Source organism: Shewanella sp. SM68 (genome assembly GCF_025653925.1).
Lineage (GTDB): Bacteria > Pseudomonadota > Gammaproteobacteria > Enterobacterales > Shewanellaceae > Shewanella > Shewanella oncorhynchi.
The window spans coordinates 1-23,424 of the sequence record NZ_JAKKRU010000013.1; the positions used below are offsets into that span (position 1 = coordinate 1).

The window sequence follows — 23,424 nt, forward strand, 5'->3', positions numbered from 1 at the left end:
TCGTCGTCGTCGCGGGAATTGTTGGGATAACGCACCAATGGAGCGTTTCTTTAGAAGTTTGAAATCTGAGTGGATACCCGCAAGTGGTTATGGGAATTTTACAGAAGCAGATAAAGAGATCACAAATTACATCACTGGATATTACAGCGAGACTAGGCCCCATCAATATAATGGTGGGTTAACGCCAAATGAGTCAGAACGTTTATATTGGAATGACTCTAAAACCGTGGCCAATTTTACTTGACCACTACAGTCGTGAAGTTTCAAAACAGCTAGCTGGTTTAGCAACAGAAGCGATTAAAGCGTGGCGTGCTTAAAATCGGTTAACTCTAAAATGCCCCAAAGCTTGTTTCAAAGTTTAAAATGCAAGTAGGGCGAATAAAGTTGTGGCTATAAAAAAGCTAATGTGATGAGGTTACTTTCAACCTAGAAGTCATGCCAGTCCGAACTTTCAATAAAGCCACAGCAAAGTAAACATCATCATAAAGTCATTAATAGATATCAGTATAGTTTGACTACAAACATCAATGGTTGTGGGCTGCTTGCCTTACAAGGTTAAGTTGGTAAGATGTTGTTCATAAAGAAAATCAAATCGTTGTACATCTAAGGACATATATGGAAATTTCATTACTTGCCGATAATCCCTCTGCGATAGACACGGTAGCTAGTTGGTATTTCAACGAATGGTGCCAAGACAATGGTAGCTATACCAAGGAGGAAGTCGTTGAAAAAGTCTCTGCATCAATAAATCGAGATACCGCGCCTATTCTGATCATTGGAAAAGTAAATGGTGTTCTTGCTGGTTCAGCAGAGCTAAAAATTCGAGAAATGGACATATACCCAGAATTTGAATTTTGGCTTGGTGGTGTTTACGTCACTCAGCAGGCTAGGGGACAGGGGGTCGCCTCAAAACTTGTGAAAGAGATAATATCGCTAGCACATAAAATAGGTGTGAAAAAATTATATCTTCAAACAGAAGATTTAACTGGAGGTTTGTACTTACATCATGGGTTTAAGCCTATAGAACAAGTGAATTATAAAGGTATAAATGTATTGGTTATGGGCACAAACATCGGTGAATAACAAGTTTGTGAAGGTACTCTGCGGCTCAATTGAGGGAAGCAAGTGGAACGACATGGTCATATTTCACAGGGCTACCTAAGTCGGTCAAAGCATCCCCAAATGGCATCATTTTTAATCTTAGAATTTTAGTCAGTACAAGAAAATAGATTTCCTGTTTCAACAGTAAGAACCAGTTGTGTTCTGTTTCAGTCAAAGTGTTTATAAAGTTATTAGCAGGGCCATATAATCAGATGCTGAGTGACTCTTTACAGAATCTAATGATGAAAATGAGTCGAAATCTTCCAAACTTTGACAGTTATTGTTGAATCAATGGCTACCAAATAAGAATAGGCCGTGCGTAGTTGCGACCGATTTTACGATCGCTTAGTCAGTGTTGGAGCACTGCCCACGCTTGGCCCTCGCAGACTTCAGATCAATGTTGAACTCTTGATATCACATTATGCTGTTATCGCTGTTATCGTCGTCTCGTGCGGCGGGCTTTTTTGCAAATAAAATAAACCTCCAGCCTCACGCTTGACAATAAGTGAAACGTAAACAATCTTTTAACATGGAACATTTTCAGAAGGTTACTTTTCTTTCTGCAGCATAGAATTGTTTTCACTACGGGAACACAGGAGTGTTTAACCCTTCCATTGAGATAATTAGGTTTCATTTGAGGTGATCCTCAATGGATTATCTAGACTCAAGGTATCGTGATAAAACGCAATCATGAAAAGGAATTTCAATGAAAGACGTTAATATTTATCTGTATCAATCAATCTGTTCAGACCGGCTCAGTAAGCCAGAGACTGCGATCAAAACAGCAAACTTCAATTTTAATATCGAAACCCATTTATTTGGATTTGGTTGAGGTCAAGTCTTGTACGCTATTTGTATTGTGACATCACGCCTGCAGTGGCGGGTGTTGTGAAAGCCCTGATTTTAAGTCGTTAAAGAAAGTGGAGTCGTAAACGTTTTAAGCATTGAATAAGTCCCAATAACAAGGAGAGTTAATTTCATGTCTATCAAAATTTTTAGCTATAGAGCGCTTTTTTTGTGTATGAGTGCTGCTGTATATGCAGAAGCACCAGTAGAGACAAAAGCAGCTATAACGCTACCCACATTAAGCCCTGTTATGCCGCTGGAAATTACAGCAAAACCCCCGTTCTCACTCGAAAGCCTGCAACATGATTTTGATGATTTTTCTTGGCAATCGTTTATTGCACTTAACTGGCCAGCAAATGCCGATGGCACACCCAATACTATGTCCACCATTGGGCAAAAAACTAACCAGCCAGTCGTGTGGCTGCATTGGAAGGAAAGCCGGGAGATTTTTTTACCCGATGGCGTAAAACCACCTGGGTGGGATCAGTCCAATAATGTGCCGGATGTTTGCAAAAGTATTGATCCAAAGTCCATTCCTGAAGGGACTATTTATTTAACGCAAGTAGGGAAGACCCCGAATGTGTTGGATGAAAGTGGTGAGCCTTTTACAACGGGTCCATTGATTGATCAAAACGGGCTTTATACCCGTTATGAAATATTAACCAATGAAACCATGTTCAATTTTATTTTGGACAATAACCTCTACAGTAAAAAAGGTCAGAAACAGTTTAATGCCGATGTCGACTTTACCGCGAGCGACAGTAAAACCGGGCAGGTAGGTTCTATCATGCTTAAAGCCTCATGGATAAAAATGGGCGGCAAGTTTGATTCGACGAATTACTATACAACTTACGCGCTTGTTTATAACAATCCCGAAGAGCAACACGGGGTCAAGCCCGCGTGTGCGCTTGAACAAGTCGGTCTAGTGGGGTTTCACATTGCTCACAAAACCACGGGTGAACCACAATGGATTTGGTCTACCTTTGAGCATGTCGCTAACGCGCCAACCCAAGGTGAGTCAGCATCATTATCGGCATATAATTTTTACGATGCTAAATGTACTGACTGCAAAGTGAATGAACCACCAGCACGCCCGTGGGATCCGGCAAACCCGCACACTAAACCAACTCAAGTGGAACGCGTCATTCCTATCACTGCCGACGCTAAAGCCTTAAATGCCAGTTATCACGCTGCACTCGACGCTGTCGTGCCGGGATCGGTATGGATGAATTACGAATTGGTCAGTACGCAATGGCCTACCGATGCTAAAAATCCCACCGATCCAACGGGCGTGCCTGCTCCCTCATTTTTAGCGAACACCACGCTCGAAACTTATATCCAAGGTTCGGTAAAGCAAACATCAAGTAGCTGTATGGCTTGTCACAATAATGCGGCAACCACTAACGGTAATTTTGCTGATTTCACATACTTGCTGCAACGCGCGCAATAATTTACGAAAGGAACTCATCATGACTGATATTACAGGCGCGACTGCCGATACTATGAATAATTTTATTGGTTTGAGCGCGGTATTAACCGGCTTTGCTACCAGTATTATTGCCCCGACATTGGATCCCGTGGATATTAAATCCGAATACTTAGCCGTGTTTACGCAAAAAATAACCGAAGAATCGAAGGACCTAACTTTAGTTACAACTATTCTGCAAAAATTTGCGGCGTTAAAAGCGCAGCAATTATCAGAACAACAAATTGGCACGCAAATGCTGGCGTCAGACAACGGGGCTAATTTTGTGTTGGCCTGTCGTAAATTGATTTTTATGTGGTACTCAGGTGCATGGCCAACCATTATTCCTGCGACGGATACAGAGCCGGAAACCACGGTTAGCGATATGATTTCGGCAAAAAGTTATACCACAGGTTTAGTTTGGCAAGTTATGCAGGCTCATCCGATGGGGGATTCAAATTATCGCTATGGCTATTGGGCGAAACAGCCCACTGCACTGTCGGCATATACGGGTCATCAAGGAGGTGCTGTATGAGCACTCAAACCAATTACGATGTCATTATTGTGGGATCAGGTATTGCCGGCTCTATCATGGCTTATCAACTGGGGATGGCGGGGAAAAAAGTATTAATCCTCGAAGCAGGGCAGGAAGTGCCGGTTGACCGCAGTGGTTACATGGAAACCTTTTTTAAAGCCAATGCTAAAACACCAGAGTCACCTTATCCTCCAACCACGCAAAATCCAGCGGCATCGACGGCGGATAATCCACTCGGGCTGCCTGATCCTGCGAAGGAAAATGTGCCACGTTATACCGTGTTGCAAATTGGCGCATGGCGTAATCCAAAGCAATGTTATTTCGACTACACGCCGCAGCCTGAACATTTGAAACCTGACAGCCCTGAAGCAAAGTTTGCTTTTGCTAGTTCCTATGAGCGTATTGGCGGCGGCACAACTTGGCACTGGCTAGGAACCAGTTTGCATTTATTGCCCAATGATTTTGAGTTGCAAACCCAGTATAAGCAGGGCGTGGATTGGCCCGGTGGAAAACAATTTTACCAAGCGTTGGTTCCTTATTATGAACAGGCGACCAATGAAATTGGCGTCGCCGGTGACAAAGAGGCGATGGATCAGCTCTATCGCGGATTTAATGTTTCACCGGATGGCGTTTATGGCGCGAATTACGATTATCCCATGCCTGGCATTGTTTCATCTTTAGTCGATCTACAATATGAACAAGCGGTGAGCGATATGGTGTACGACAATATTCAATTGTCAGTCACGCCAACCCCTCAGGGGCGCAATTCATTACCGGGTGAACGCCGTCAATGTGCGGGGAATACAAATTGTATTCCTATTTGCCCTATCCAAGCCAAATACGATGCCACTGTGACGCTCGGGCGAGCATTGCAAACCGGCAATGTAGATGTGTTTTATCATCACGTTGCGACAAATGTTCAAGTGGATGAAAATACAAAGGATGTTGTTGGTATTGATTATGTGACCTATCAAACTCACGGGGGGATAGCGACGGGCGGCGGTACCGTTACGGGTAAAAAATATGTGATTGCAGCTCACGCGATTGAGACGCCTAAATTATTGCTCATGTCTAAACGTAATAAAGCCTGTCCGAACGGCGTCGCCAACCATAGCGATCAAGTGGGGCGTAATTTGATGGATCACATTATGTATTTGGCCTGGGGTCTGGCGAAAGATCCTGTCTATGGTTTTCGGGGGCCTTTATCTACTGCGGGTATAGAAAGTTTACGTGATGGCGCCTTTCGTAAAGACCGTGCCGCCTATCGTATTGAAATCGGCAATGAAGGTTGGCAGTGGGCAGCAAATGATCCATTCACGACCTTAGCTGATTTTGTATTTGGGCAAAATAATTCGCAATTAAATGGGGATTCTGTCAATCAGCAGGGGATTCCATTACGGTTTGATCCCGCCATGTCTGCGAATAGCGCCTTATTTGGTGCCTCACTGGTGAATACCTTGAATGGTATTTACACACGGCAAATTCGTATGGGCTATTTAATTGAACAATTACCTGATCCGGAAAACCGTGTCGAGTTGTCGGAGACGCTGAAAGATAACTTAGGTTTGCCGCGCCCCAAATTAACCTATCGTGTACGCGAGGATTATGTGCGCAATGCGTTCGTGTCGGCTAAAGATATTTCGACCAAACTCTTTGACGCCCTTGATGCGCGGGAATATACCAAGGCTCCGCCTGCGCCGGTATTTTATGGTGATAAGAGTCAAGTAACGTCGAATAATTTTGAATATCAGGGCCATAATTTTACGTTTTACGGTGCTGGACACATTGTGGGGACGTATCGAATGGGGGACTGCAGAGATACGTCGGTGGTGAATCCTCGTCAGCAATCTTGGGACCATAGCAATCTGTTTTTAGTCGGTAGCGGAGTGTTTCCAACAGTTGCAACGGGTAATCCAACCCTCACTTTGGCAGCGTTGGCATTCCAGGCTGCAGATCATGTTTTGGAAGACCTTAAAATAAGTTAAAAAAGTTGTAATTATTCATTAGCTTGCTGTTAATTCCCATTGAAAACCGCGTGCAAATTGGCGCGGTTTTTGGCTAACTGAATATACCTTCATATTACGCTAACTGGTATTTTCCTACTCATAATGCAGTTTATTGTCATCGTATTTAAAATCAAAATATTACAGTTTTTTTATGCTGATAATTAGTTTGAAAACTGTGCATGCGTGTGTTGTCGGATAGTATGTCTGATAGAAAACTGATAAGTTTCACTCAAACCGAGCGTTAATTGGGCGTGCTTTAATAAGCGAACAAAGTTAATTTTTACGAATATTTATCAAAAGGTTAGCTGAATACATGACTACTAAGAAATATATCGTTGTCAATCCACATGAAAGTGAGTTTCCTAACCCCATTACGTTCAAAAAAGGTGATCCTCTTATCGTTGGAGAAAAATATGCAGGTCCTGAAGGCTGGGATCTCTGGTTCCTTTGCACTACGCCAGGGCAAGATGCTGGTTGGGTTCCTGGTCAAGTGATTCAGCGCCTAAAAAATGCCAACGGGCTGGCGCTTGAGGACTATACGGCAAGAGAACTTAATGTGCATGAAGGGGAACAACTCATTGGCACACGAATGTTGAATGGCTGGGTATGGTGTATAAAAGCTGTCAGTGAAGAATCAGGGTGGGTACCATTAGAAAACTTGAAAGAAGTGGTAGATCTATCCCGCGACTAAAGCACCTTTGCCGTGCAGTCAAACCCAAGATGGCTCCTTGGTGTATTGTGCCAAGAGGAGGATGACTGGCGGATATTGAGAGTTTATACCAGGCACGCAGAAGTCATTGGCGTAAAGTGTTTTTTAGCGCAAGCTTTCCGTTTCTGATAATAAAAAGCCAGTATATTCAATATACTGGCTTTAACTTTAAACTTGATGAATGAGCGCCATTAAGCTGGAATATAAAAGTCATCAGCGTCTTGTCTTTAACGTCTTTAACAAACTCTGCGCCTTATATTCCAAATGCAGAGTGGCGGGCTGACTAGTCGTTATGGCGTTTGCCTGAACGTTTAAGTCTCTCTGCTGCCAATTTGGCTTCTTTCTCGGCTTCTTTTTCGGCCATGATACGGGCGACTTCAATCTTTTCAAGCTCTGCCATCGCAGGCGTTTCTAGCGAGAGTAAGCCTATTTTCCCCGAGCGATATTCATGCAGTAATAACTCTGATGCCTTGTGCATATCGATGCGACCACCGGGACGCAGCGCACCACGTTTACGGCCGATTTCCTCGAGAAGTGCGACATCATCCTTGGGTAATTCACTTAAGTTATAGCGCTCACAAATCTCTTTTGGATAAGCGGTTAAGAAATACTTGGCGGCGAACAGGGCCACATCTTCATATTCCATCGCCGTATCTTTAATCGCTCCAGTGACGGCAAGGCGATAGCTGCTCGCTTCGTTATCCACTTTGGGCCATAAAATACCCGGAGTGTCCGACAGCACGATACCGTTACGTAAATTGATCCGTTGCTGGGTTTTGGTTACCGCAGGTTCGTTACCGGTTTTGGCAATAACACGGCCAGCTAAGGTATTGATGATGGTAGATTTCCCAACATTGGGTATCCCCATGATCATAGTGCGAATGTCTTTTTCGGTTTTATCGCGACTTGGCACTAGCTTACGGCAGAGATCAGGGATTTTTTTCACCATTGCCGCTTGCAGCGTTGTGATCGCCGTGGCTTTGACACCTTGCTCACGCTCTAAGTATTCAATCCATTGTGCGGTGATCTCTGGATCGGCCAGATCAGATTTATTGAGCAGTTTGATACAAGGTTTGTCGCCTCGAAGCTGAGCCACCATGGGGTTTTCGCTACTGTAGGGAATACGCGCGTCCAGCACTTCGATAACAAGATCGACTTGAGGCATTGCCTCTTCAATCTCCTTGCGTGCCTTGTGCATATGCCCCGGATACCACTGAATTGCCATGATAACGCCTTGTCCTAAATAACTTAAAGAACGGCTATTCTACCTTGAAGGTGGCGAATGTCATAAAAAAAGCGCCCTAAGGCGCTTTAATCGCTTAATCCTTGACTGTCTCTTGCGATTGTTGCTTGGATTAATAGGCTGAATTAAGGCTTAGATCACCCCGAGTTCGCGCAATCTTTCCATCAGATAGCTGTCAGCGGTATAGCGATCCGATAGCACGACTGCAGGGTTTGGATGTAAAAATAACGGCAAAGAGATCCGTGACTTGGTTTTATCCGTACCTTCAGGATTGATGACGCGGTGAGAGGTCGATGGGAAATAGCCGCCAGAGGCTTCCTGTAACATGTCACCGATATTGATAATAATGTTGCCAAAATCGCTGGGGACATCTAACCAAGTGCCATCTTTTGCTTTCACTTGTAATCCAGGCTCATTGGCCGCAGGTAACACTGTGATAAGGTTGATATCTTCGTGGGCGGCGGCACGAATGGCGCCCATTTCTTCACTGCCCGTCATCGGCGGGTAATGCAGAATACGCAGTAAGGTTTTTTGGCTATTGGCGATCATTTCTGGCAATGGCATCGAAAACTTGGCTTTTATGTCTTCTGGTGAGTAGGTTTCGATCCACTCTAATAGTTCTGCAGCCAGTGCGTTGGCTTTATCGTAATAGGCGAGAATATTGGCACGCAGTGAATCGGGGATACGGCCCCAAGGGTACACGTGGTAGTACTCTTTAATGTCTTTGACTGTGTTGCCTTTGGCGGTTTCAGAAATCGACGCAGGGAAGAAACCGTCGTGGGTTTCTTTTTTAAACATATAGTCGTTTTTGGCTTCTGAATTAAAAAAGGCTTGCCACTCGGTGTAGATGTCTTCAACTAAGCGCTTATCAATCGGATGATTAGATAAAACACCAAAGCCAGTTTCCCGAAGTGATTCAACGAATTGCTGGGCACTGTTTTCAGCGCGGTAATCAATGGTTTCTAATTTCATTTTGGTTTCTACTTGTTATATTTAGTTGTAATTTGACCCGCTGCAAGTGTAGCCGTGCGCTGATGTGGGTGCAAATACTCAGCGACTGTGATCTGGATCAACTGCCGTATTTTCCGTCATTTATGCAGTTGCTTATATGAGTACTTAATATGAGCACTTATATTAGTACTTACTTGAGTGGTAAGATTTTAGTCACTAAATCCGTTAGTATGGGCATTAGATTTGTTGTGATTGGATTGATGTCAGCCGCATTTTGAAGCCGAGTGCAAGAAATCTTGCTTGGAGTGGGTCTTATGTTGGCTTCCTTATAAATCAGCTTCTTAATCAAAGAATATCGAAATACACAACGACGTGAGTCGAAAGGGCATTAATATGAATAAACTGACCGATTTTGAACGCTATGTTATCGAAGAGAAAGGCACTGAACGCCCCTTTAGTGGTGAGTATTATGAACACGATGCTAAGGGTTTGTATTTATGCAAAAAATGCCATGCCCCCTTGTATCGCTCTGAGCATAAATTTAATGCCCATTGTGGCTGGCCTGCCTTCGATGATGAAATTGCTGGCGCTGTAACCCGCCATATAGACGCTGACGGCCGCAGAACTGAAATTGTTTGTAGCCAGTGCGGCGGTCACTTGGGGCATGTCTTTGAAGGTGAAATGTTAACACCTAACAATATCCGTCACTGTGTTAACTCAGTTTCTATGGTTTTCAAAGGGATGGATGATGCTGTTGAACAAGCACCGAATCACTTTGCGACTTTTGGTGGTGGGTGTTTTTGGTGCGTCGAAGCGATTTTTAAAAGCCTAAAGGGCGTGGTGAATGTCACTTCTGGCTATGCTGGCGGTGATGCCCATGATGCCGATTATAAATCTGTTTGCTCAGGCCAAACTAGCCACGCAGAGGTTGTGCATATCGAGTTCAACCCTGAGGAAATTGATTTTACGACGCTGTTGCAGGTCTTTTTTGAGAGTCATGATCCGACTACGCTTAATCGCCAAGGTAATGATAAGGGGCCACAATATCGTTCCGTGGTGTTTACCCATAATGCTGAGCAGATAGAGCAAACTACCGCTATGCTGACTCAGTTAGCAGCAGCCAAGGTTTTTGATGCGCCGATAGTGACCCAAGTTTCAGCGTTTGATACTTTTTATCCCGCTGAAAATTATCACAACGACTACTTCGCTTTACACGGTGAGCAGCCCTATTGTCAGATGGTCGTGCGTCCTAAAGTGGAAAAAGTGAAAGCCTTGTTTGCAAGATTGCAGAAGGCTTAAGCGATTTAGCACAGGGTGTTAAATACAAAAACGCCACCGATAAAGGTGGCGTTTTTTATGGGTTTTCTAAAGTGCAAAACCTAGTTGTTCTCTTAACAAGCTGCATAGCTATCGGTTTAACGATTAGCGTAACTTTTGATTAGCTACCGACGCAACTATCGGCTTTCAGTTAACCATTGGGCGTATTGTTTGGTGTAATAGCTGACAATCAAATCTGCACCCGCCCGCTTTAAGCCGATAAACGTTTCAGTCACCACAGCACGCTCATCCAACGCGCCCGCAAGGGCGGCAAATTTAATGCCCGCATATTCACCGCCGACTTGATAGGCGGCGAGTGGCAAGTGGGTTTCTTGTCTTAAACGGCTGAGCACATCTAAGTAGGGTGTGCCGGGTTTAACCATCAGGATATCGGCGCCTTCGGCTTCATCTAATGAGGCTTCTAACAGGGCTTGACGACCATTAGCATAATCCAGTTGATATCCCTTGCGATTTCCGCTGAGTTCACAATCTACCGCCGCTCTAAAAGGACCGTAGAAGGAAGAGGCGAATTTTGCCGAGTGGGCCAGAATCGCCACATGTTCAAAACCTGCGGCATCGAGCCCTTGGCGAATGGCTTTCACTTGACCGTCCATCATGGCCGATGGTGCTAACATATCAGCGCCCGCTTTGGCGGCTGTTATCGATTGCTTAACTAAATTTTCGACGGTGAGATCGTTGCAGACTTCATTATTGTGCACCACGCCGCAATGGCCGTGATCTGTGTATTCACAAAAACAAATGTCGGGGATCACCATCATCTCAGGCACGGTAGCTTTAATGGTGCGAACCATACGGGCGAGTAAACCATTGTCGTCCCATGTATCGCTGCCCTTATCATCCTTAGTGTGGGAAATCCCAAAGGGCATCACATAACGGATCCCAAGGGCGTAAAGCTCGCGAACTTCATCCGCCAGTGCGCTCTCAGGTAAACGGCTGATGCCAGGTAGCGTGGAGATGGGCACAGCATGGGTGATGTGCTCTTCAATGAACAGGGGATGGATAAGATCGCTCAGCGAAATATGGGTTTCGCGCAGCAGATCGCGCATTGCTTCTGAATTACGTAAGCGTCTTAAGCGACGCAATGGAGGCGTGTTTAACATGAAATGTCCTTATCGAAGGCGGGTTAAAGCAATCGTACAATACTAAGGGAATGGCAAGGGATAAATTCGCCCCTTGCTTTTTTGCTCTGACAATCAAAGTTGAAAAAGTTTCCCCAAGCGAGCTATATTCATTAATGAGTTTATTGATCATTGACTTAGATCACATAAATTCATCTCGTCCAGATTTGCGACTGAATATCATGCGAGCGCTATTTTAGCTGAGTTGCTTGCTTAGCCCTTTGTTTTCGGGCATTTGATGTTATTATTTGCGCCAGTTTTCTCATGGCATATTCGCGCAATACAGATTATGTAAATTTGATGCGAAATCTTGCCCGCTAATCCGGTTTTGAAATGACAATAACACATGAACACTCTGCTTGTATTCTTGCCTTAGACACTTGTACCGAATCCTGCTCAGCTGCGCTGCAATACCAAGGTCAGATTTATGCTGAACTTGCCGATGCGCCGCGTGAACACAGTCAACGTCTGCTGCCTATGGTCGATTCAGTGCTCAAGCAAGCGGGCATTCGCTTAGATAAAGTGACTGCGATTGCTTACGGACGAGGCCCTGGCAGTTTTACGGGGATCCGCATCTGCACTAGCATGACGCAAGGTCTGGCACTGGGGTTAGATTTGCCTGTGATTGGTATTTCAACCTTAGCGGCAATGGCACAAATGGCGATTAGTGAGCATCAAGCCGAGCAAGTTTTGTGCACCATTGATGCGCGCATGGGCGAAGTGTATTGGGGCCAGTTTGTGGCCGTTGACGGTATTGCAACGCTTGTCGGTAAAGAAGTGGTCAGTTCACCTGCGGACGTACAACTTCAGCTCGATACTCAAGCGCCAATTGTGGGCTGCGGCACAGGTTTTGATGCTTATCCCGATTTGCTGGCACTCGGCAAGGGGATTTTAGCTCTCGAGGCCGTGAAATATCCCGATGCAAAGGCTATGCTGATATTGGCTGAAGCAGGCATAAAAGCTGGACTGACAACCTCGGTCGATGAGCTTGAACCTGTGTACTTACGTGATACAGTCACATGGAAAAAGTTACCCGGTCGTGAATAAGCTGTTCTTTGCCTGAGTATCTGCGATAGAATCTCAGGCAATTAATGCTAAGCATTCTTTACGATGAATGGCTTAACGATGAATAGTGCAAACTTAAGGCTTCTTGATGCAAGTTAATGTGAATCAAATGAGTTTGACGAATGCTGTAGCGAGTAATAGACCCGCTATCGCTCAGGGGCTGACTGCGCCTGAATCGTCACGCCCAGTGATTGAGCAAGATGCCGTCGAAGCCCTTAGTTTAGAAACTCAGCCTAAAAGTAAAAGCGCAGCAGGAAATTTACAGTCAAGGCTTGGTGCGCACCTCGAGTATGAGCAAGATACTCGCGGCCATCAGGGAGCGATTGCCCAATATTTACAAACCCAACATGCCGCCAAACGCGATGAAATTCAGCAAATGGTGGGTGTGGACTTGTATGCTTGAGCATCAAAAAACGTCTTCCCGTTCAACCTCGCGATTTTCCTCTTCTAAATTAACAGGTTTAGCCGCCAGCGGTGTACCAAGCCGTGGCTTGTTTATCATCGAGCTGGTGGTGGCGTTACTCATCACTCGCATTCCCTATTTAAGCGTGCCGTTTAAATGGCTTGAAAGCTATTTTCATGAACTGTCCCATGCCATTGCAACGATTTTAAGCTCGGGCGTGGTCAGTCATATTCAGTTGTTTCCGAACGGCGCAGGATTTTGTTTTAGCCAAGGCGGCTCGCCGATGTTTATTGGCTTTGCTGGGTATTTTGGTGCAGCCTGTTGGGGATATTTAATCTATTTATTAGCGACTTGGCCAAATGGGATCCGCGTGAGTTTTGCCTTGCTAGGTGCCTTAGTCGTGCTAAGCGGCTTGCTTTGGGGCAGGGATATTCTCACGTTAGCGATTTTAGCTGTGCTGACTATTATTTTGTTGTTACCGCTTAAACTCAGTCAAAACAAAATGTTGACTCAGTTTTTGCGTATTATTGGCTTGATGATCATGCTTAATGCACTTGCGAGTCCGACTGTGTTGCTCGGGCTTGATGGTCAAGGTGATGCTGTGATGTTGGCCGAGCGTTCTTGGATCCCCGCGTGGATTTGGGTGGGATTATGGTTATTAACCAGTGCCTGCGCTTTGTATTTTGCGTGGCGCCGCGTAGATCATGCCGCAAGTCGTTAGTTCTCAAGCTTGTTTAATGCCTCAGTCGTCTAGTGTTTTCCCCATCGTTTTTCTGCTTTGAACTTTGTTGATTTAGGTAAAGGTGATTTTGCTCATCACTTTGAGCTATAACCACTTATGTCGCTTAAAGCTTAGTTTTCCGACTTCTATTCCTTGGATTTTTGGCCATTGGCTGCTAGGTTAAGCCTTCGGTATCCATGGAGAATTACAATGAAAAAAGTCACCTTAGTTGCCAGTCTGCTGCTTGCTGGTTTATGTTCGAGTGTTACCTATGCCGATGAAAGCTTAGATAAAGTCTTAAAAAGCGATTTTCGTCAGGCTAAAAATGCCAGTCGTGACGTTTATCGTCATCCCGCTGAAACCTTAACTTTTTTTGGCATTACCCCAAAACAGACTGTGATTGAACTCTGGCCGGGCAATGGCTGGTACAGTGAAATATTAGGGCCTTATCTTGCTAAAGAGGGCCAATATATCGCAGCCAGTTTCGAAACGGCTCCTGCGACAGATACTCCCGGAAATCGTTATCGCGCTAACGCGGGTACTAAGTATGCTGCGTGGATGACGGCCAATAAAGACGTCATGGGCAATGCTAAGATTGTTACCTTCGATCCTCCACATAAGATGGATTTAGGCGCTGATGGTAGTGCTGATCTGGTATTAACCTTCCGAAATCTACATAACTGGGCATCAACAGATCAGTTGGAAAACGTGTTTGCTGCGTCTTATAAAGTGTTGAAGGACGGCGGTATCTTTGGCGTGGTAGAGCATAGAGCTAACGAAGGAATGAACTTCAGCACTGGCTATATGGCTCAAGCAGCTATGGTTGCTTTAGCCAAAAAAGCAGGTTTTACCTTAGTTGAAAGTGCAGAAATCAATGCGAACCCCAAAGATACGAAAGATTACGCCAAAGGTGTTTGGACGCTACCGCCCTCTTTTGCCTTGGGTGATACCGATAAAGAAAAATACCAAGCGATCGGTGAAAGTGACCGTATGACACTTAAATTTGTCAAAAAATCATCTTAATTACCTGACATCAGAGGCATTATGTGGCAATCTTTCGCCCCCAAAAATCAAATCGAATTTGTATTACCTCATATTACGGTCGCGGGCCGATTATGGGGGGCGAAGGATAAACCTTTATTGCTTGCCTTACATGGTTGGTTAGATAACGCCAACAGTTTTGAACCCTTAGCAGCGCATTTACTCGATTATCAAGTGCTCGCCATTGATTGGCCAGGACACGGCTTTTCTGCACATAGGCCGGGACACTATCCGCTGCATTGGATTGATTATTTGTATGATTTAGACGCGTTGTTAACGGCATTACCGCAAAAGCCAGCGGCAATGATTGGGCATTCGCTCGGCGGTATTATTGCCTCAGCTTATACGGCGACGTTTCCCGAAAAGGTTAACAAGCTGGTATTGATTGAAGCGTTAAGCCCCTTGTCTGAGTTGCCAACGCAAGCTAAGGCGCGATTGAAAAAAAGCTTCTATCAGCATGAGAAGTATTTAACTCAGAAACATGGGCAGGCAAAGATTTACGACAGTATAGATACTGCGGTGCGGGCGAGGGCACATTTAACAGGACTTGCCGAACCTTGGTGTCGTTTGTTGCTCGATCGTAATATGCAGCCCGAAGGTGATGGCATAGGTTGGCGTAGTGATCCTCGATTAAGATTAGATTCACCCCAACGATTAACCTTCGCCCAAGTTGATGCCTTGATGCAGGACATCAATGTCGAAACCTTATTAATTTGTGGCAAACAGGGATTTAGTCAGTTGCAGAGCGCGATACCTAAGGCCAGAACGTGGTTTAAGCATTTGTCTGAGCACATAATTGAGGGCGATCATCATGTGCATATGGACAATGCCGAAGGCGTTGCACGTTTGATCCGCAAATTCGTTTAATAGGTTGCTTATATGGGTATAAAAAAGACGCTAGGTTTTTTGTTTTTTTTATGTGATGATGATCAAAATTAAAACGCTCGTATGATTTATGACGAGTAAATCAATAACTATAAAATGTAAGCCGGTATTTTAACTCGGTATTTATCGAGTCTTGACGCTTGTATGGATATTGTTTCCGCAGTTGTGGGGATTTAGGAGAGAGTAGTGGATCAGCCTTGGATTAATCATTTGCCAGAAGATGTGCCTGCTGAAATTAATGTGGAACAATACTCATCGCTTGTCGACATGTTCGAGACAGCGGTGGCTAAGTATGAAGATCAACCTGCATTTATCAACATGGGTGCCACGCTAACCTATCGTAAATTGGAAGAACGCAGCCGAGCATTCGCTGCGTATTTACAAAATGAATTAAAGCTTGAAAAGGGCGACCGTGTCGCCTTGATGATGCCAAACCTGTTGCAGTATCCCATTGCACTGTTTGGTGTTTTGCGTGCAGGTATGGTGGTTGTTAACGTTAACCCACTTTATACACCGCGCGAACTTAAACATCAGTTGATTGACTCTGGCGCCAAAGCCATTGTGGTGGTGTCAAACTTCGCCCGCACTTTAGAAGAAGTTGTCGAACAAACTCCCGTTGAAAGCGTGATTATCACCAGTTTAGGTGATCAATTAAGTGCACCAAAACGTACCTTAGTGAACTTTGTGGTGAAGTACATCAAGAAGTTAGTGCCAAAATACGATTTACCCCATGCCTTATCAATGCGCGATACCTTATCAACGGGTCGTCGCATGCAATACATCAAACCTGAAGTCACTAATGATGATTTAGCGTTTTTACAATACACAGGTGGCACCACTGGGGTCTCTAAAGGCGCTATGTTGACCCATGGCAATATTGTCGCAAACGTATTGCAGGCCGATGGTGCATACTCTCCCGCTTTAAACGATGGCAGTGAGTTTGTCGTAACGGCCTTGCCTCTGTATCACATCTTCGCCTTGACCGTGAATTGCCTGCTGTTTTTGCACAAAGGTAGTCAGAATTTACTCATCACCAATCCTCGCGATATCCCAGGATTTGTGGCTGAGTTGAAAAAGTATCCTTTCACCGCATTAACTGGGGTAAATACCTTATTTAACGCTTTAGTGAACAGTGATGATTTTTCCCAGTTGGATTTCTCACGCTTAAAACTCTCTATCGGTGGCGGCATGGCGGTACAAAAAGCCGTGGCGGATAAATGGCAAACCATTACTAAAACCCGTTTACTTGAAGGTTATGGTCTGACGGAAGCCTCACCCTTATTAACCTGTTGTCCATATAACTTAGACGGTTATAACGGTTCAATTGGTTTTCCTGCACCTTCGACACTGATCCAAATCCGTAATGATGACGGCAAGGTATTAGCTCAAGGCGAAACCGGCGAGCTGTTTGGTAAAGGTCCTCAGGTGATGAAAGGCTATTGGCAACGTCCTGAAGAAACCGCCAAAGTAATCGACACTGACGGCTGGTTAGCCACGGGTGATATTGGTTACATGGATGAGAAAGGTTTCTTCTATATTGTCGACCGTAAGAAAGACATGATCTTAGTCTCAGGATTTAATGTATTCCCTAACGAAGTCGAAGAAGTGGTCGCACTTCATCCCAAAGTGATTGAAGTGGCTGCCGTTGGTGTGCCAAACGACGCCAGTGGCGAGTTAGTGAAGGTATTTGTGGTGGCAAAAGATAAATCTTTAACCGCTGAAGACATCATTAAGCACTGCCGTATTCATTTAACGGGATATAAAGTGCCGAAGCTGGTAGAATTTAGGGACGAGTTACCTAAAACCAACGTGGGTAAAATCTTGCGACGAGAGCTTAGAGACGAAGCTAAGCGCGCGTAAGATTGAAGCCGGCATTTGCCGGCTTTTGTTTTTATGGACTGTGATTGACCCACAGGATCTGGAGAAGAATTTGTCAGCGTTTCAATATGTGAGTGATGAAGCAAGCCTTAATGCCCTCGTTGCCCAATATAAACAGAGTAAGATACTCGTGTTAGATACTGAGTTTGTTCGTACTCGTACTTATTATGCCAAGTTAGGTTTGATCCAAGCCTATGATGGTAAAACCTTAGCTTTGATTGATCCGGTCGCTTTACCTGATTTAGCCCAATTTTGGGCGCTGTTATCGGACCCGAATATCGTTAAGCTAGTGCATTCCTGCAGTGAAGACTTAGAAGTTTTTGCCCACTATGGCAAATGTCAGCCTACGCCTTTGTTTGATAGCCAAATTGCCGCCTCTTTGTGTGGTATGGGTCATGGGGTGGGTTATGCCAAGTTAGTTGAAACTTGCCTTGGTGAAGTGATCGATAAAGGTGAGTCGCGTACAGATTGGATCCGTCGTCCTTTAACGGAAGCCCAGTTAAGCTACGCCGCCAATGACGTCCTGTATTTGTATCAGCTCTATCCTCAACTGGAAGCGAAACTCAGCGCCCAAGGGCGTTTAGCTTGGTTATACGAGGAAGGGGAAAGGATGACTCAGGGCAGGCTTGCCGATCCTGATCTTGATACAGCCTATTTGAAAGTGAAAAATGCTTTTCAACTCACTGAAATTCAATTGGCTTACCTTAAAGTGCTCGCCAAATGGCGCCTTGAAAAAGCCTTAGTCCGTGATTTAGCCTTAGGTTTTGTGATCAAAGATCATGGTCTTATTGCATTAGCGAAGAAGCAACCTAAAACTTCGGCTGATTTGTTTAAGCTCAATGACTTGACCGAACAGGAAAAACGCATTCACGGCAAAGATTTATTACGTGTGCTACAAACTGCGGATTTGGTTAATTTACCCGAGTTAGTGGATGTATTGGCGTTAAAATCAGGCTACAAATCGGCCTTTAAAGCGATTAAAAGCTGTTTGGTCGAATTATGCGAAAAGCATGATGTGCCGCAGGAAATGCTCGGTTCTAAACGTCATATCCATGAGTTTTTGCAATGGCGTTGGGATAAGCAACAAGGGGATTTACCGGCAGTGTTATGCGGTTGGCGAGGGGAATTGGCAACTGAGGCTTTAGCAAAGCTTGAGGTCTAGTGCTTAATATTTCGTACTTGAAGCTATCGCTGAAAAACATCCACATCAAAATGTCATCTTCAATTGAAGATGACATTTTTTGTGTCATCGACTTATCTGTCAGGCAAAGTGACGTTAAGCTCGAGTACCGACAGGTTGGCGTCGTTTTGATCTAACTGCACAGAAACTTGATCATCAGAAATCGGCACATATTTGCGAATAACGGCAATGATCTCTTGTTTCATCTGTGGGAAATAATCGGGAGTGTCCCTTTGTCCACGTTGATGAGCCACGATGATCTGTAGGCGCTCTTTTGCCATTACCGCAGTGCTAGGCTTTTTCTTGCTTTTGAAATAGTCGAGTAAAGACATAATTAGCTACCAAATATCCGTTGTAAGAAACCTTTCTTTTCTTCCGTAATAAAGCGTACTGGTACATCTTCACCCAGTAAGCGTGCGACTGTATCACTGTAGGCTAAACCTGCATCACTTTCTTGGTCGATAATCACTGGTACGCCTGAGTTAGAGGCTTTCAGTACAGATTGTGACTCAGGAATAACGCCGAGTAACTCAATGGCCAGAATTTCTTGAACATCGTCGACACTTAACATTTCGCCCGATTTTACACGGCTCGGTGAATAACGAGTCAGCAGTAAGTATTCTTTGATTGGCTCAAGGTTTAGCTCGGCGCGGCGTGATTTGCTTTGCAACATGCCTAAAATACGGTCTGAGTCGCGCACTGAGCTGACTTCTGGGTTAGTGGTCACAATGGCGATATCGGCAAAATACAGTGCCATCATAGCGCCTTGCTCAATCCCTGCGGGAGAGTCACACAGAATAAACTCAAAGTCTTTGGCCAAATCGTCTAAAACACGGCCAACACCTTCTTTGGTCAGTGCATCTTTATCACGGGTTTGTGAAGCGGGTAAAACGAATAACTTATCGCAGCGTTTATCTTTGATCAGCGCTTGATTTAAATTGGCTTCACCATTGATCACATTAACGAAGTCATAAACAACACGACGCTCGCAACCCATGATCAAGTCTAAGTTTCGTAAACCTATATCGAAATCAATAACGACTGTCTTGTGTCCTTGCATGGCAAGACCGGTCGCAATTGCAGCACTCGATGTGGTTTTACCTACGCCGCCTTTACCTGAAGTGACAACAATAATTTGTGCCATGTTTCTCTCTATCCTTTGTTCTGCCATTTAGAGGGGCAATGATTCAACCATAAGCGACTCACCGTTTAGGCGAATGCAGCCGCTTTTATCTGAGCTATGTTGTTGTAGATTTTCAGCGAGCCAATATTGCCCTGCTATTGAAACGAGTTCGGCCTCCAGAGAGTGGGCAATGATAACGGCGCTGGTATCGCCCGCGGCGCCTGCCATGGCTTTCCCTCGTAATGCGCCATAGATATGAATGCTACCATCTGCGATGACTTCTGCGCCATTGCCTACCGCACCAAATATGATTAAATCACCATTTTTTGCGTAGACTTGTTGGCCTGAACGAATATTTTGCTTCACTATCTTAGTTTGGCGTGGGGCTGGCGGCGGGGTACAACTCTGTTTTCCCGCTTTGACTATGGCAAGGCCTAAGTCTTTTGCTTGTTTACTGAGTACGGTTGTCGCGCCCGTTATGCCAACAATCACTAATTGACGTGAGATCAGCAGATCCTTTAACGCACTTAAATTCAAGCTGTCGTGCTGAATGGCACTCAGATTGACGACTAAAGGAGCACCCAGAAAAAACTGAGGAGCCTGTGCCAACTTATGGTCTAATTCAGTCATGACAGCTTGTAAATCGCTGCTATTAATATGAAGCACTGAAAGAGTAAAAGAAGCGCCTTTTAACTCTAAGCTAGGTTTTGACATCCCGGCACTATTCTCCAGAAATCATCAGTCGGTTCGCTGATTTTACAATTAAATTACTAGGCGACCATGTTATAGTGTGCCCCATTGACTGGCAAGTTTGAACTATTGGATATTTGATTCTTATGCTATGTGCCGTTTATAAAAGTAGCCGAAAGGCTGATACTTATTTATTTGTGAAGAAAAGAGATTGTTTTGACGATGTTCCAGTGCCTTTGATGGAAATGTTTGGCGTGCCAAAGTTGGTGATGGTGTTTCCTATCGCTAAACGCGACGCGTTAGGTATGGCAGATATACATAAAGTCAGAGCAGCAATGGCAGAAAATGGCTTTTATTTACAAATTCCGCCACCTCAGGTGAATTTATTGGCTGAGCATAAGCTGAGCCTTGGGATCAAAGATTAACTGGGTAGCATCAAGACGCTGCTAATGAGCTCAGGCGCGTCAAACCACACTCGTTAATCTCAGTAGCATTGCGTATCTGACGACAAATTAGTGTAAAATAGCCCGCATTGAGCGGGTTTTTTATTAAGAAGATACAGTTAATCATGGCATTTTGGCAGAGTAAAACATTAGCGAAGATGAGCACAACCGAGTGGGAATCCCTGTGTGACGGTTGTGGTAAATGTTGTTTAAACAAGTTGATAGATGATGAAACCGAAGACTTGTATTACACCAATGCAGCTTGCCTTTTGCTCGATCATCAAACGGCAGGCTGTCAGCATTACAGTGACCGTTTCACCTATGTCTCCCAATGTACTGTGATCAAGATTGATAATATCCATGAGCTAACTTGGTTGCCCGACAGTTGTGCCTATCGCCGTCTAGCGGCAGGGCGTGAGCTACCGAGCTGGCATCCGCTGCTCACAGGCTCCAAAGAAGCGATGCATTTAGCGGGTATGTCGATCCAAGGCAAGGTGGTGGATGAAAGACGCGTGAAGGATATTGAAGATCATATCGTGCTATGGCCACTTAAAGACGTGGATTAACAGACGTGAATTCATTTTGCCGTAGCGTTATCGATTGAAAATTAACTTATTAATTGAAACGACACTTGTTGATTGGAAAGTGACCGTCAGAATGAAAACAACAAGGGAGCGATTATCGCTCCCTTGTGCATTTAGGGTGTTAAGTGAATTTAAATTCCATCAAATAATGCTCGACTAGATTTTTAATCCCACCATCAACTGATCAAGTTGACCAGCTGTTGCTTGCAGCTCATCGCAACCTGAAACCGACTGGTTGGCCGATTGCTCCACATCATGCGATTGGTTGCGAATTTCCATTAAGTTAGTCGCAATCTCGTTGGCCACTGCCGATTGCTCTTCGGCCGAGGTCGCAATTAGCACACTCATTTCAAACACTTTGTTGCTGTGGTGGGCGATAAACTCTAAGTCTTTACCCGTTTGCAGTACGTGTTGTTTACCTTCATTGGCTTGATTCACAGTACGCGACATCACTTGTGTCAGATTGCGAGTACCCGATTGAAGTGATTCGATCATGGTTTTGATTTCAACCGTTGCGGCCTGAGTTCTCCCCGCTAAAGTACGTACCTCATCGGCCACCACGGCAAAGCCACGACCTTGTTCACCTGCGCGTGCCGCTTCAATTGCCGCGTTGAGGGCCAGTAGGTTAGTTTGCTGGGAAATCGCATTAATGGTTGATACCACTTCATCAATTTTACTGGCGTTGTCATTGAGTACACCCACCGCATTTGAGGCCGCGGAGATCTCATCTGATAACACGTCAATAGCTTTGACTGTGGTTTCAATATCTTTCCCGCCCGCGCTAACCTGTTGATTGGCTTCTTGGGTTTCGGCTGAGGATTGTTCGGCATTGCGGGCAACTTCTTTCACTGCGGCGGTCATTTCTTCCATTGCCGTCGCTAAGGAGTCCAGATGTTGTCTCTGGTTTACCGCCAAGGATTGACCTTGCTGCGCAGTGCTACGAAACGATGATACAACTTCGCGTATTTTAGCGGTCGATTCTGCGATTTGCTTTACTAAGGTATGTTGACGTTCTACTAAGGTATCTATGCTGATGGCTAAGATACTGAACTCGTCTTTTACTTCGAAGAAGTTTAAACGCCCCGTTAAATCACCCGATGCGGCCCGTTTTAATGCCATCACTGTCGTATAAAGTGCGCCGCCTACGAAGGTTGAAATGTAATAGCTGAACAAAAATAGCACAAACAAGAGTGCCGCCATTAGGCCATAAACCAACAGGTTATCGTTGGCGAGCAAGGCATCAATTTCTTTGCTGTCTAGGGGAATAATCGTGATCAGGTTTTGATCGTTAACGCGACTCACAGCTCTTGGTTGCTTACCGCTATCATCGATACCACCGCCGCTGCGAGCGATGGATTGGGCTTTGCTATCGGCTTCATTTACCGAAACAATACTGACATTACCTTCAATTTCGCGACTTAGTTGGCTAAGGATAGTTTGGCGTTCTTGCTCTGGTAGTTTGTTATATAAGCTGCCAGTGACTTGGTTGATTTGTTGTGAAGCATTTTGCAGACTGTTGAGCTGTCCTTGAATTAAGGTTTGCTGGGATTGGTTATCTAGGAAAAGCGCCAGTCCGACAATCATTAACATGGGAACGATAGAGAGAATAGCGAATTTAGTTTTTAAGGTCATATGGATAAGATATTGATCTATCCAGCGAAATTTTACTTCTTTCATGAGTGCCTCGATAAAATGGGCTATAAACCGAATTTATATCGGTCAGTTTGCCATAGACTTTATAGTTTTCTGTTTTGTAATGATTTATATGGTTAATGTAGTCTAATTGCAGTCGTTATTGTGTTGTTTGCTGCAATTTTGGCAAGGTACAGATGTGAGTTTACAGTTTAGTTACAAATGCTGCTAGTGGCTGAAAGCGGAAGTTGTTTACGTCAGAATTGAGGTTTGGGTTTCCCCTTGAGCAAAACTCAGGCTCTGAACTGGGGTAACACATGAATTTGCATGATAAAAACCCCCAATAAGCCCTAGTAATATGCCGCTCGCTCGCGTAAAATTTCTATCCTTTTATTTCGTTATAGCTAGCAAAGCGTCTGGCATTAACGCCCGATAACCTGAGCACCCAAATAGCCTGAAAGTTTGGC

At 44.6% G+C, this 23,424-nt stretch carries 23 protein-coding genes; 16 read left to right on the top strand and 7 right to left on the bottom strand.

Annotated features, from left to right (window positions below; all coding sequences use genetic code 11):
* The 6 genes from L5M40_RS18365 to L5M40_RS18390 form a co-directional block, all read left to right on the top strand.
* The coding region (locus L5M40_RS18365; RefSeq protein WP_263257035.1) for an integrase core domain-containing protein at window positions 1–244 on the top strand (244 nt) is incomplete at its 5' end.
* A gap of 371 nt (window positions 245–615) precedes the next feature.
* Window positions 616–1,083 (top strand): GNAT family N-acetyltransferase, encoded by a 468-nt coding sequence (locus tag L5M40_RS18370; RefSeq protein ID WP_028760209.1) that lies wholly within the window; start codon window positions 616–618, stop codon window positions 1,081–1,083.
* Window positions 1,084–2,080: 997 nt separating this feature from the next.
* Window positions 2,081–3,397, top strand: a complete 1,317-nt coding sequence (locus tag L5M40_RS18375) for a hypothetical protein (RefSeq protein ID WP_263176331.1) — start codon at window positions 2,081–2,083, stop codon at window positions 3,395–3,397.
* Between the two features lie 19 nt (window positions 3,398–3,416).
* Window positions 3,417–3,947 (top strand): hypothetical protein, encoded by a 531-nt coding sequence (locus L5M40_RS18380; protein ID WP_263176332.1) that lies wholly within the window; start codon window positions 3,417–3,419, stop codon window positions 3,945–3,947.
* The gene (locus tag L5M40_RS18385) at window positions 3,944–5,932 is read left to right on the top strand and encodes a GMC family oxidoreductase (RefSeq protein ID WP_263176333.1); all 1,989 of its coding nucleotides are present in this window, start codon (window positions 3,944–3,946) and stop codon (window positions 5,930–5,932) included. The genes L5M40_RS18380 and L5M40_RS18385 overlap by 4 nt, the downstream gene beginning before the upstream one ends.
* A 334-nt stretch (window positions 5,933–6,266) precedes the next feature.
* A complete protein-coding gene (locus L5M40_RS18390) occupies window positions 6,267–6,644 on the top strand; it encodes an SH3 domain-containing protein (protein WP_219250512.1) in 378 nt (125 codons plus the stop codon).
* A 301-nt stretch (window positions 6,645–6,945) separates the two neighbouring features.
* Here L5M40_RS18390 and ylqF read toward each other — a convergent pair whose 3' ends face one another.
* Window positions 6,946–7,887, bottom strand: a complete 942-nt coding sequence (gene ylqF, locus L5M40_RS18395) for a ribosome biogenesis GTPase YlqF (protein ID WP_011919190.1) — start codon at window positions 7,885–7,887, stop codon at window positions 6,946–6,948.
* Window positions 7,888–8,037: 150 nt separating this feature from the next.
* The gene (locus L5M40_RS18400; RefSeq protein WP_263176335.1) at window positions 8,038–8,877 is read right to left on the bottom strand and encodes an isopenicillin N synthase family dioxygenase; all 840 of its coding nucleotides are present in this window, start codon (window positions 8,875–8,877) and stop codon (window positions 8,038–8,040) included.
* A gap of 372 nt (window positions 8,878–9,249) precedes the next feature.
* Here L5M40_RS18400 and L5M40_RS18405 point away from each other — a divergent pair, with 372 nt between their 5' ends.
* Complete coding sequence (locus L5M40_RS18405; RefSeq protein WP_263176336.1) at window positions 9,250–10,155, top strand: bifunctional methionine sulfoxide reductase B/A protein; 906 nt, start codon at window positions 9,250–9,252, stop codon at window positions 10,153–10,155.
* Between the two features lie 155 nt (window positions 10,156–10,310).
* On the opposite strand, the gene hemB is transcribed toward L5M40_RS18405, so the two are convergent.
* Window positions 10,311–11,294, bottom strand: coding sequence for a porphobilinogen synthase (gene hemB, locus L5M40_RS18410; RefSeq protein WP_028760201.1), 984 nt, complete (start codon window positions 11,292–11,294; stop codon window positions 10,311–10,313).
* A 351-nt stretch (window positions 11,295–11,645) separates the two neighbouring features.
* Between hemB and tsaB the strand changes: the two genes are divergently transcribed.
* The 7 genes from tsaB to rnd all read left to right on the top strand — a co-directional run bounded on the left by tsaB (window position 11,646) and on the right by rnd (window position 18,467).
* Entirely contained in the window at window positions 11,646–12,359 is a 714-nt protein-coding gene (gene tsaB / locus L5M40_RS18415) for a tRNA (adenosine(37)-N6)-threonylcarbamoyltransferase complex dimerization subunit type 1 TsaB (RefSeq protein ID WP_131525918.1), read from the top strand.
* Between the two features lie 106 nt (window positions 12,360–12,465).
* Entirely contained in the window at window positions 12,466–12,780 is a 315-nt protein-coding gene (locus L5M40_RS18420; protein ID WP_006081355.1) for a hypothetical protein, read from the top strand.
* Window positions 12,773–13,501, top strand: a complete 729-nt coding sequence (locus tag L5M40_RS18425; protein WP_263176337.1) for a M50 family metallopeptidase — start codon at window positions 12,773–12,775, stop codon at window positions 13,499–13,501. The genes L5M40_RS18420 and L5M40_RS18425 overlap by 8 nt, the downstream gene beginning before the upstream one ends.
* A 210-nt stretch (window positions 13,502–13,711) precedes the next feature.
* The gene (locus tag L5M40_RS18430) at window positions 13,712–14,524 is read left to right on the top strand and encodes a class I SAM-dependent methyltransferase (protein ID WP_263176338.1); all 813 of its coding nucleotides are present in this window, start codon (window positions 13,712–13,714) and stop codon (window positions 14,522–14,524) included.
* Window positions 14,525–14,545: 21 nt separating this feature from the next.
* Complete coding sequence (locus L5M40_RS18435; RefSeq protein WP_263138284.1) at window positions 14,546–15,409, top strand: alpha/beta fold hydrolase; 864 nt, start codon at window positions 14,546–14,548, stop codon at window positions 15,407–15,409.
* 204 nt (window positions 15,410–15,613) lie between these two features.
* Entirely contained in the window at window positions 15,614–17,287 is a 1,674-nt protein-coding gene (gene fadD / locus L5M40_RS18440) for a long-chain-fatty-acid--CoA ligase FadD (RefSeq protein ID WP_105252274.1), read from the top strand.
* Window positions 17,288–17,357: 70 nt separating this feature from the next.
* Window positions 17,358–18,467, top strand: a complete 1,110-nt coding sequence (rnd, locus tag L5M40_RS18445; RefSeq protein ID WP_028760194.1) for a ribonuclease D — start codon at window positions 17,358–17,360, stop codon at window positions 18,465–18,467.
* A gap of 92 nt (window positions 18,468–18,559) precedes the next feature.
* Here rnd and minE read toward each other — a convergent pair whose 3' ends face one another.
* The 3 genes from minE to minC are packed head-to-tail and all read right to left on the bottom strand — an operon-like array spanning window position 18,560 to window position 20,322.
* Window positions 18,560–18,817, bottom strand: a complete 258-nt coding sequence (gene minE, locus L5M40_RS18450) for a cell division topological specificity factor MinE (protein WP_028760193.1) — start codon at window positions 18,815–18,817, stop codon at window positions 18,560–18,562.
* A 2-nt stretch (window positions 18,818–18,819) separates the two neighbouring features.
* The gene (gene minD, locus L5M40_RS18455) at window positions 18,820–19,629 is read right to left on the bottom strand and encodes a septum site-determining protein MinD (RefSeq protein ID WP_006086391.1); all 810 of its coding nucleotides are present in this window, start codon (window positions 19,627–19,629) and stop codon (window positions 18,820–18,822) included.
* Window positions 19,630–19,656: 27 nt separating this feature from the next.
* The gene (gene minC, locus L5M40_RS18460) at window positions 19,657–20,322 is read right to left on the bottom strand and encodes a septum site-determining protein MinC (protein ID WP_263176340.1); all 666 of its coding nucleotides are present in this window, start codon (window positions 20,320–20,322) and stop codon (window positions 19,657–19,659) included.
* Window positions 20,323–20,444: 122 nt separating this feature from the next.
* Here minC and L5M40_RS18465 point away from each other — a divergent pair, with 122 nt between their 5' ends.
* Both L5M40_RS18465 and L5M40_RS18470 read left to right on the top strand, forming a co-directional pair.
* Window positions 20,445–20,723 (top strand): YcgL domain-containing protein, encoded by a 279-nt coding sequence (locus L5M40_RS18465; RefSeq protein ID WP_028760191.1) that lies wholly within the window; start codon window positions 20,445–20,447, stop codon window positions 20,721–20,723.
* A gap of 143 nt (window positions 20,724–20,866) precedes the next feature.
* A complete protein-coding gene (locus L5M40_RS18470) occupies window positions 20,867–21,307 on the top strand; it encodes a YcgN family cysteine cluster protein (protein WP_263176341.1) in 441 nt (146 codons plus the stop codon).
* A gap of 174 nt (window positions 21,308–21,481) precedes the next feature.
* Here L5M40_RS18470 and L5M40_RS18475 read toward each other — a convergent pair whose 3' ends face one another.
* A complete protein-coding gene (locus L5M40_RS18475) occupies window positions 21,482–23,002 on the bottom strand; it encodes a methyl-accepting chemotaxis protein (RefSeq protein ID WP_263197042.1) in 1,521 nt (506 codons plus the stop codon).
* Window positions 23,003–23,424 lie beyond the last annotated feature (422 nt).

Coding starts and splice junctions, on each gene's coding strand:
- L5M40_RS18465 (WP_028760191.1), top strand. CDS start 20,445: ATGCTATGTGCCGTTTATAAAAGTAGCCGAAAGGCTGATACTTATTTA.
- L5M40_RS18400 (WP_263176335.1), bottom strand. CDS start 8,877: ATGAAATTAGAAACCATTGATTACCGCGCTGAAAACAGTGCCCAGCAA.
- L5M40_RS18475 (WP_263197042.1), bottom strand. CDS start 23,002: ATGAAAGAAGTAAAATTTCGCTGGATAGATCAATATCTTATCCATATG.
- ylqF (WP_011919190.1), bottom strand. CDS start 7,887: ATGGCAATTCAGTGGTATCCGGGGCATATGCACAAGGCACGCAAGGAG.
- L5M40_RS18375 (WP_263176331.1), top strand. CDS start 2,081: ATGTCTATCAAAATTTTTAGCTATAGAGCGCTTTTTTTGTGTATGAGT.
- L5M40_RS18385 (WP_263176333.1), top strand. CDS start 3,944: ATGAGCACTCAAACCAATTACGATGTCATTATTGTGGGATCAGGTATT.
- L5M40_RS18435 (WP_263138284.1), top strand. CDS start 14,546: ATGTGGCAATCTTTCGCCCCCAAAAATCAAATCGAATTTGTATTACCT.
- L5M40_RS18380 (WP_263176332.1), top strand. CDS start 3,417: ATGACTGATATTACAGGCGCGACTGCCGATACTATGAATAATTTTATT.
- L5M40_RS18390 (WP_219250512.1), top strand. CDS start 6,267: ATGACTACTAAGAAATATATCGTTGTCAATCCACATGAAAGTGAGTTT.
- L5M40_RS18420 (WP_006081355.1), top strand. CDS start 12,466: ATGCAAGTTAATGTGAATCAAATGAGTTTGACGAATGCTGTAGCGAGT.
- tsaB (WP_131525918.1), top strand. CDS start 11,646: ATGACAATAACACATGAACACTCTGCTTGTATTCTTGCCTTAGACACT.
- L5M40_RS18425 (WP_263176337.1), top strand. CDS start 12,773: ATGCTTGAGCATCAAAAAACGTCTTCCCGTTCAACCTCGCGATTTTCC.
- L5M40_RS18405 (WP_263176336.1), top strand. CDS start 9,250: ATGAATAAACTGACCGATTTTGAACGCTATGTTATCGAAGAGAAAGGC.
- minC (WP_263176340.1), bottom strand. CDS start 20,322: ATGTCAAAACCTAGCTTAGAGTTAAAAGGCGCTTCTTTTACTCTTTCA.
- minE (WP_028760193.1), bottom strand. CDS start 18,817: ATGTCTTTACTCGACTATTTCAAAAGCAAGAAAAAGCCTAGCACTGCG.
- hemB (WP_028760201.1), bottom strand. CDS start 11,294: ATGTTAAACACGCCTCCATTGCGTCGCTTAAGACGCTTACGTAATTCA.
- minD (WP_006086391.1), bottom strand. CDS start 19,629: ATGGCACAAATTATTGTTGTCACTTCAGGTAAAGGCGGCGTAGGTAAA.
- L5M40_RS18370 (WP_028760209.1), top strand. CDS start 616: ATGGAAATTTCATTACTTGCCGATAATCCCTCTGCGATAGACACGGTA.
- L5M40_RS18430 (WP_263176338.1), top strand. CDS start 13,712: ATGAAAAAAGTCACCTTAGTTGCCAGTCTGCTGCTTGCTGGTTTATGT.
- L5M40_RS18470 (WP_263176341.1), top strand. CDS start 20,867: ATGGCATTTTGGCAGAGTAAAACATTAGCGAAGATGAGCACAACCGAG.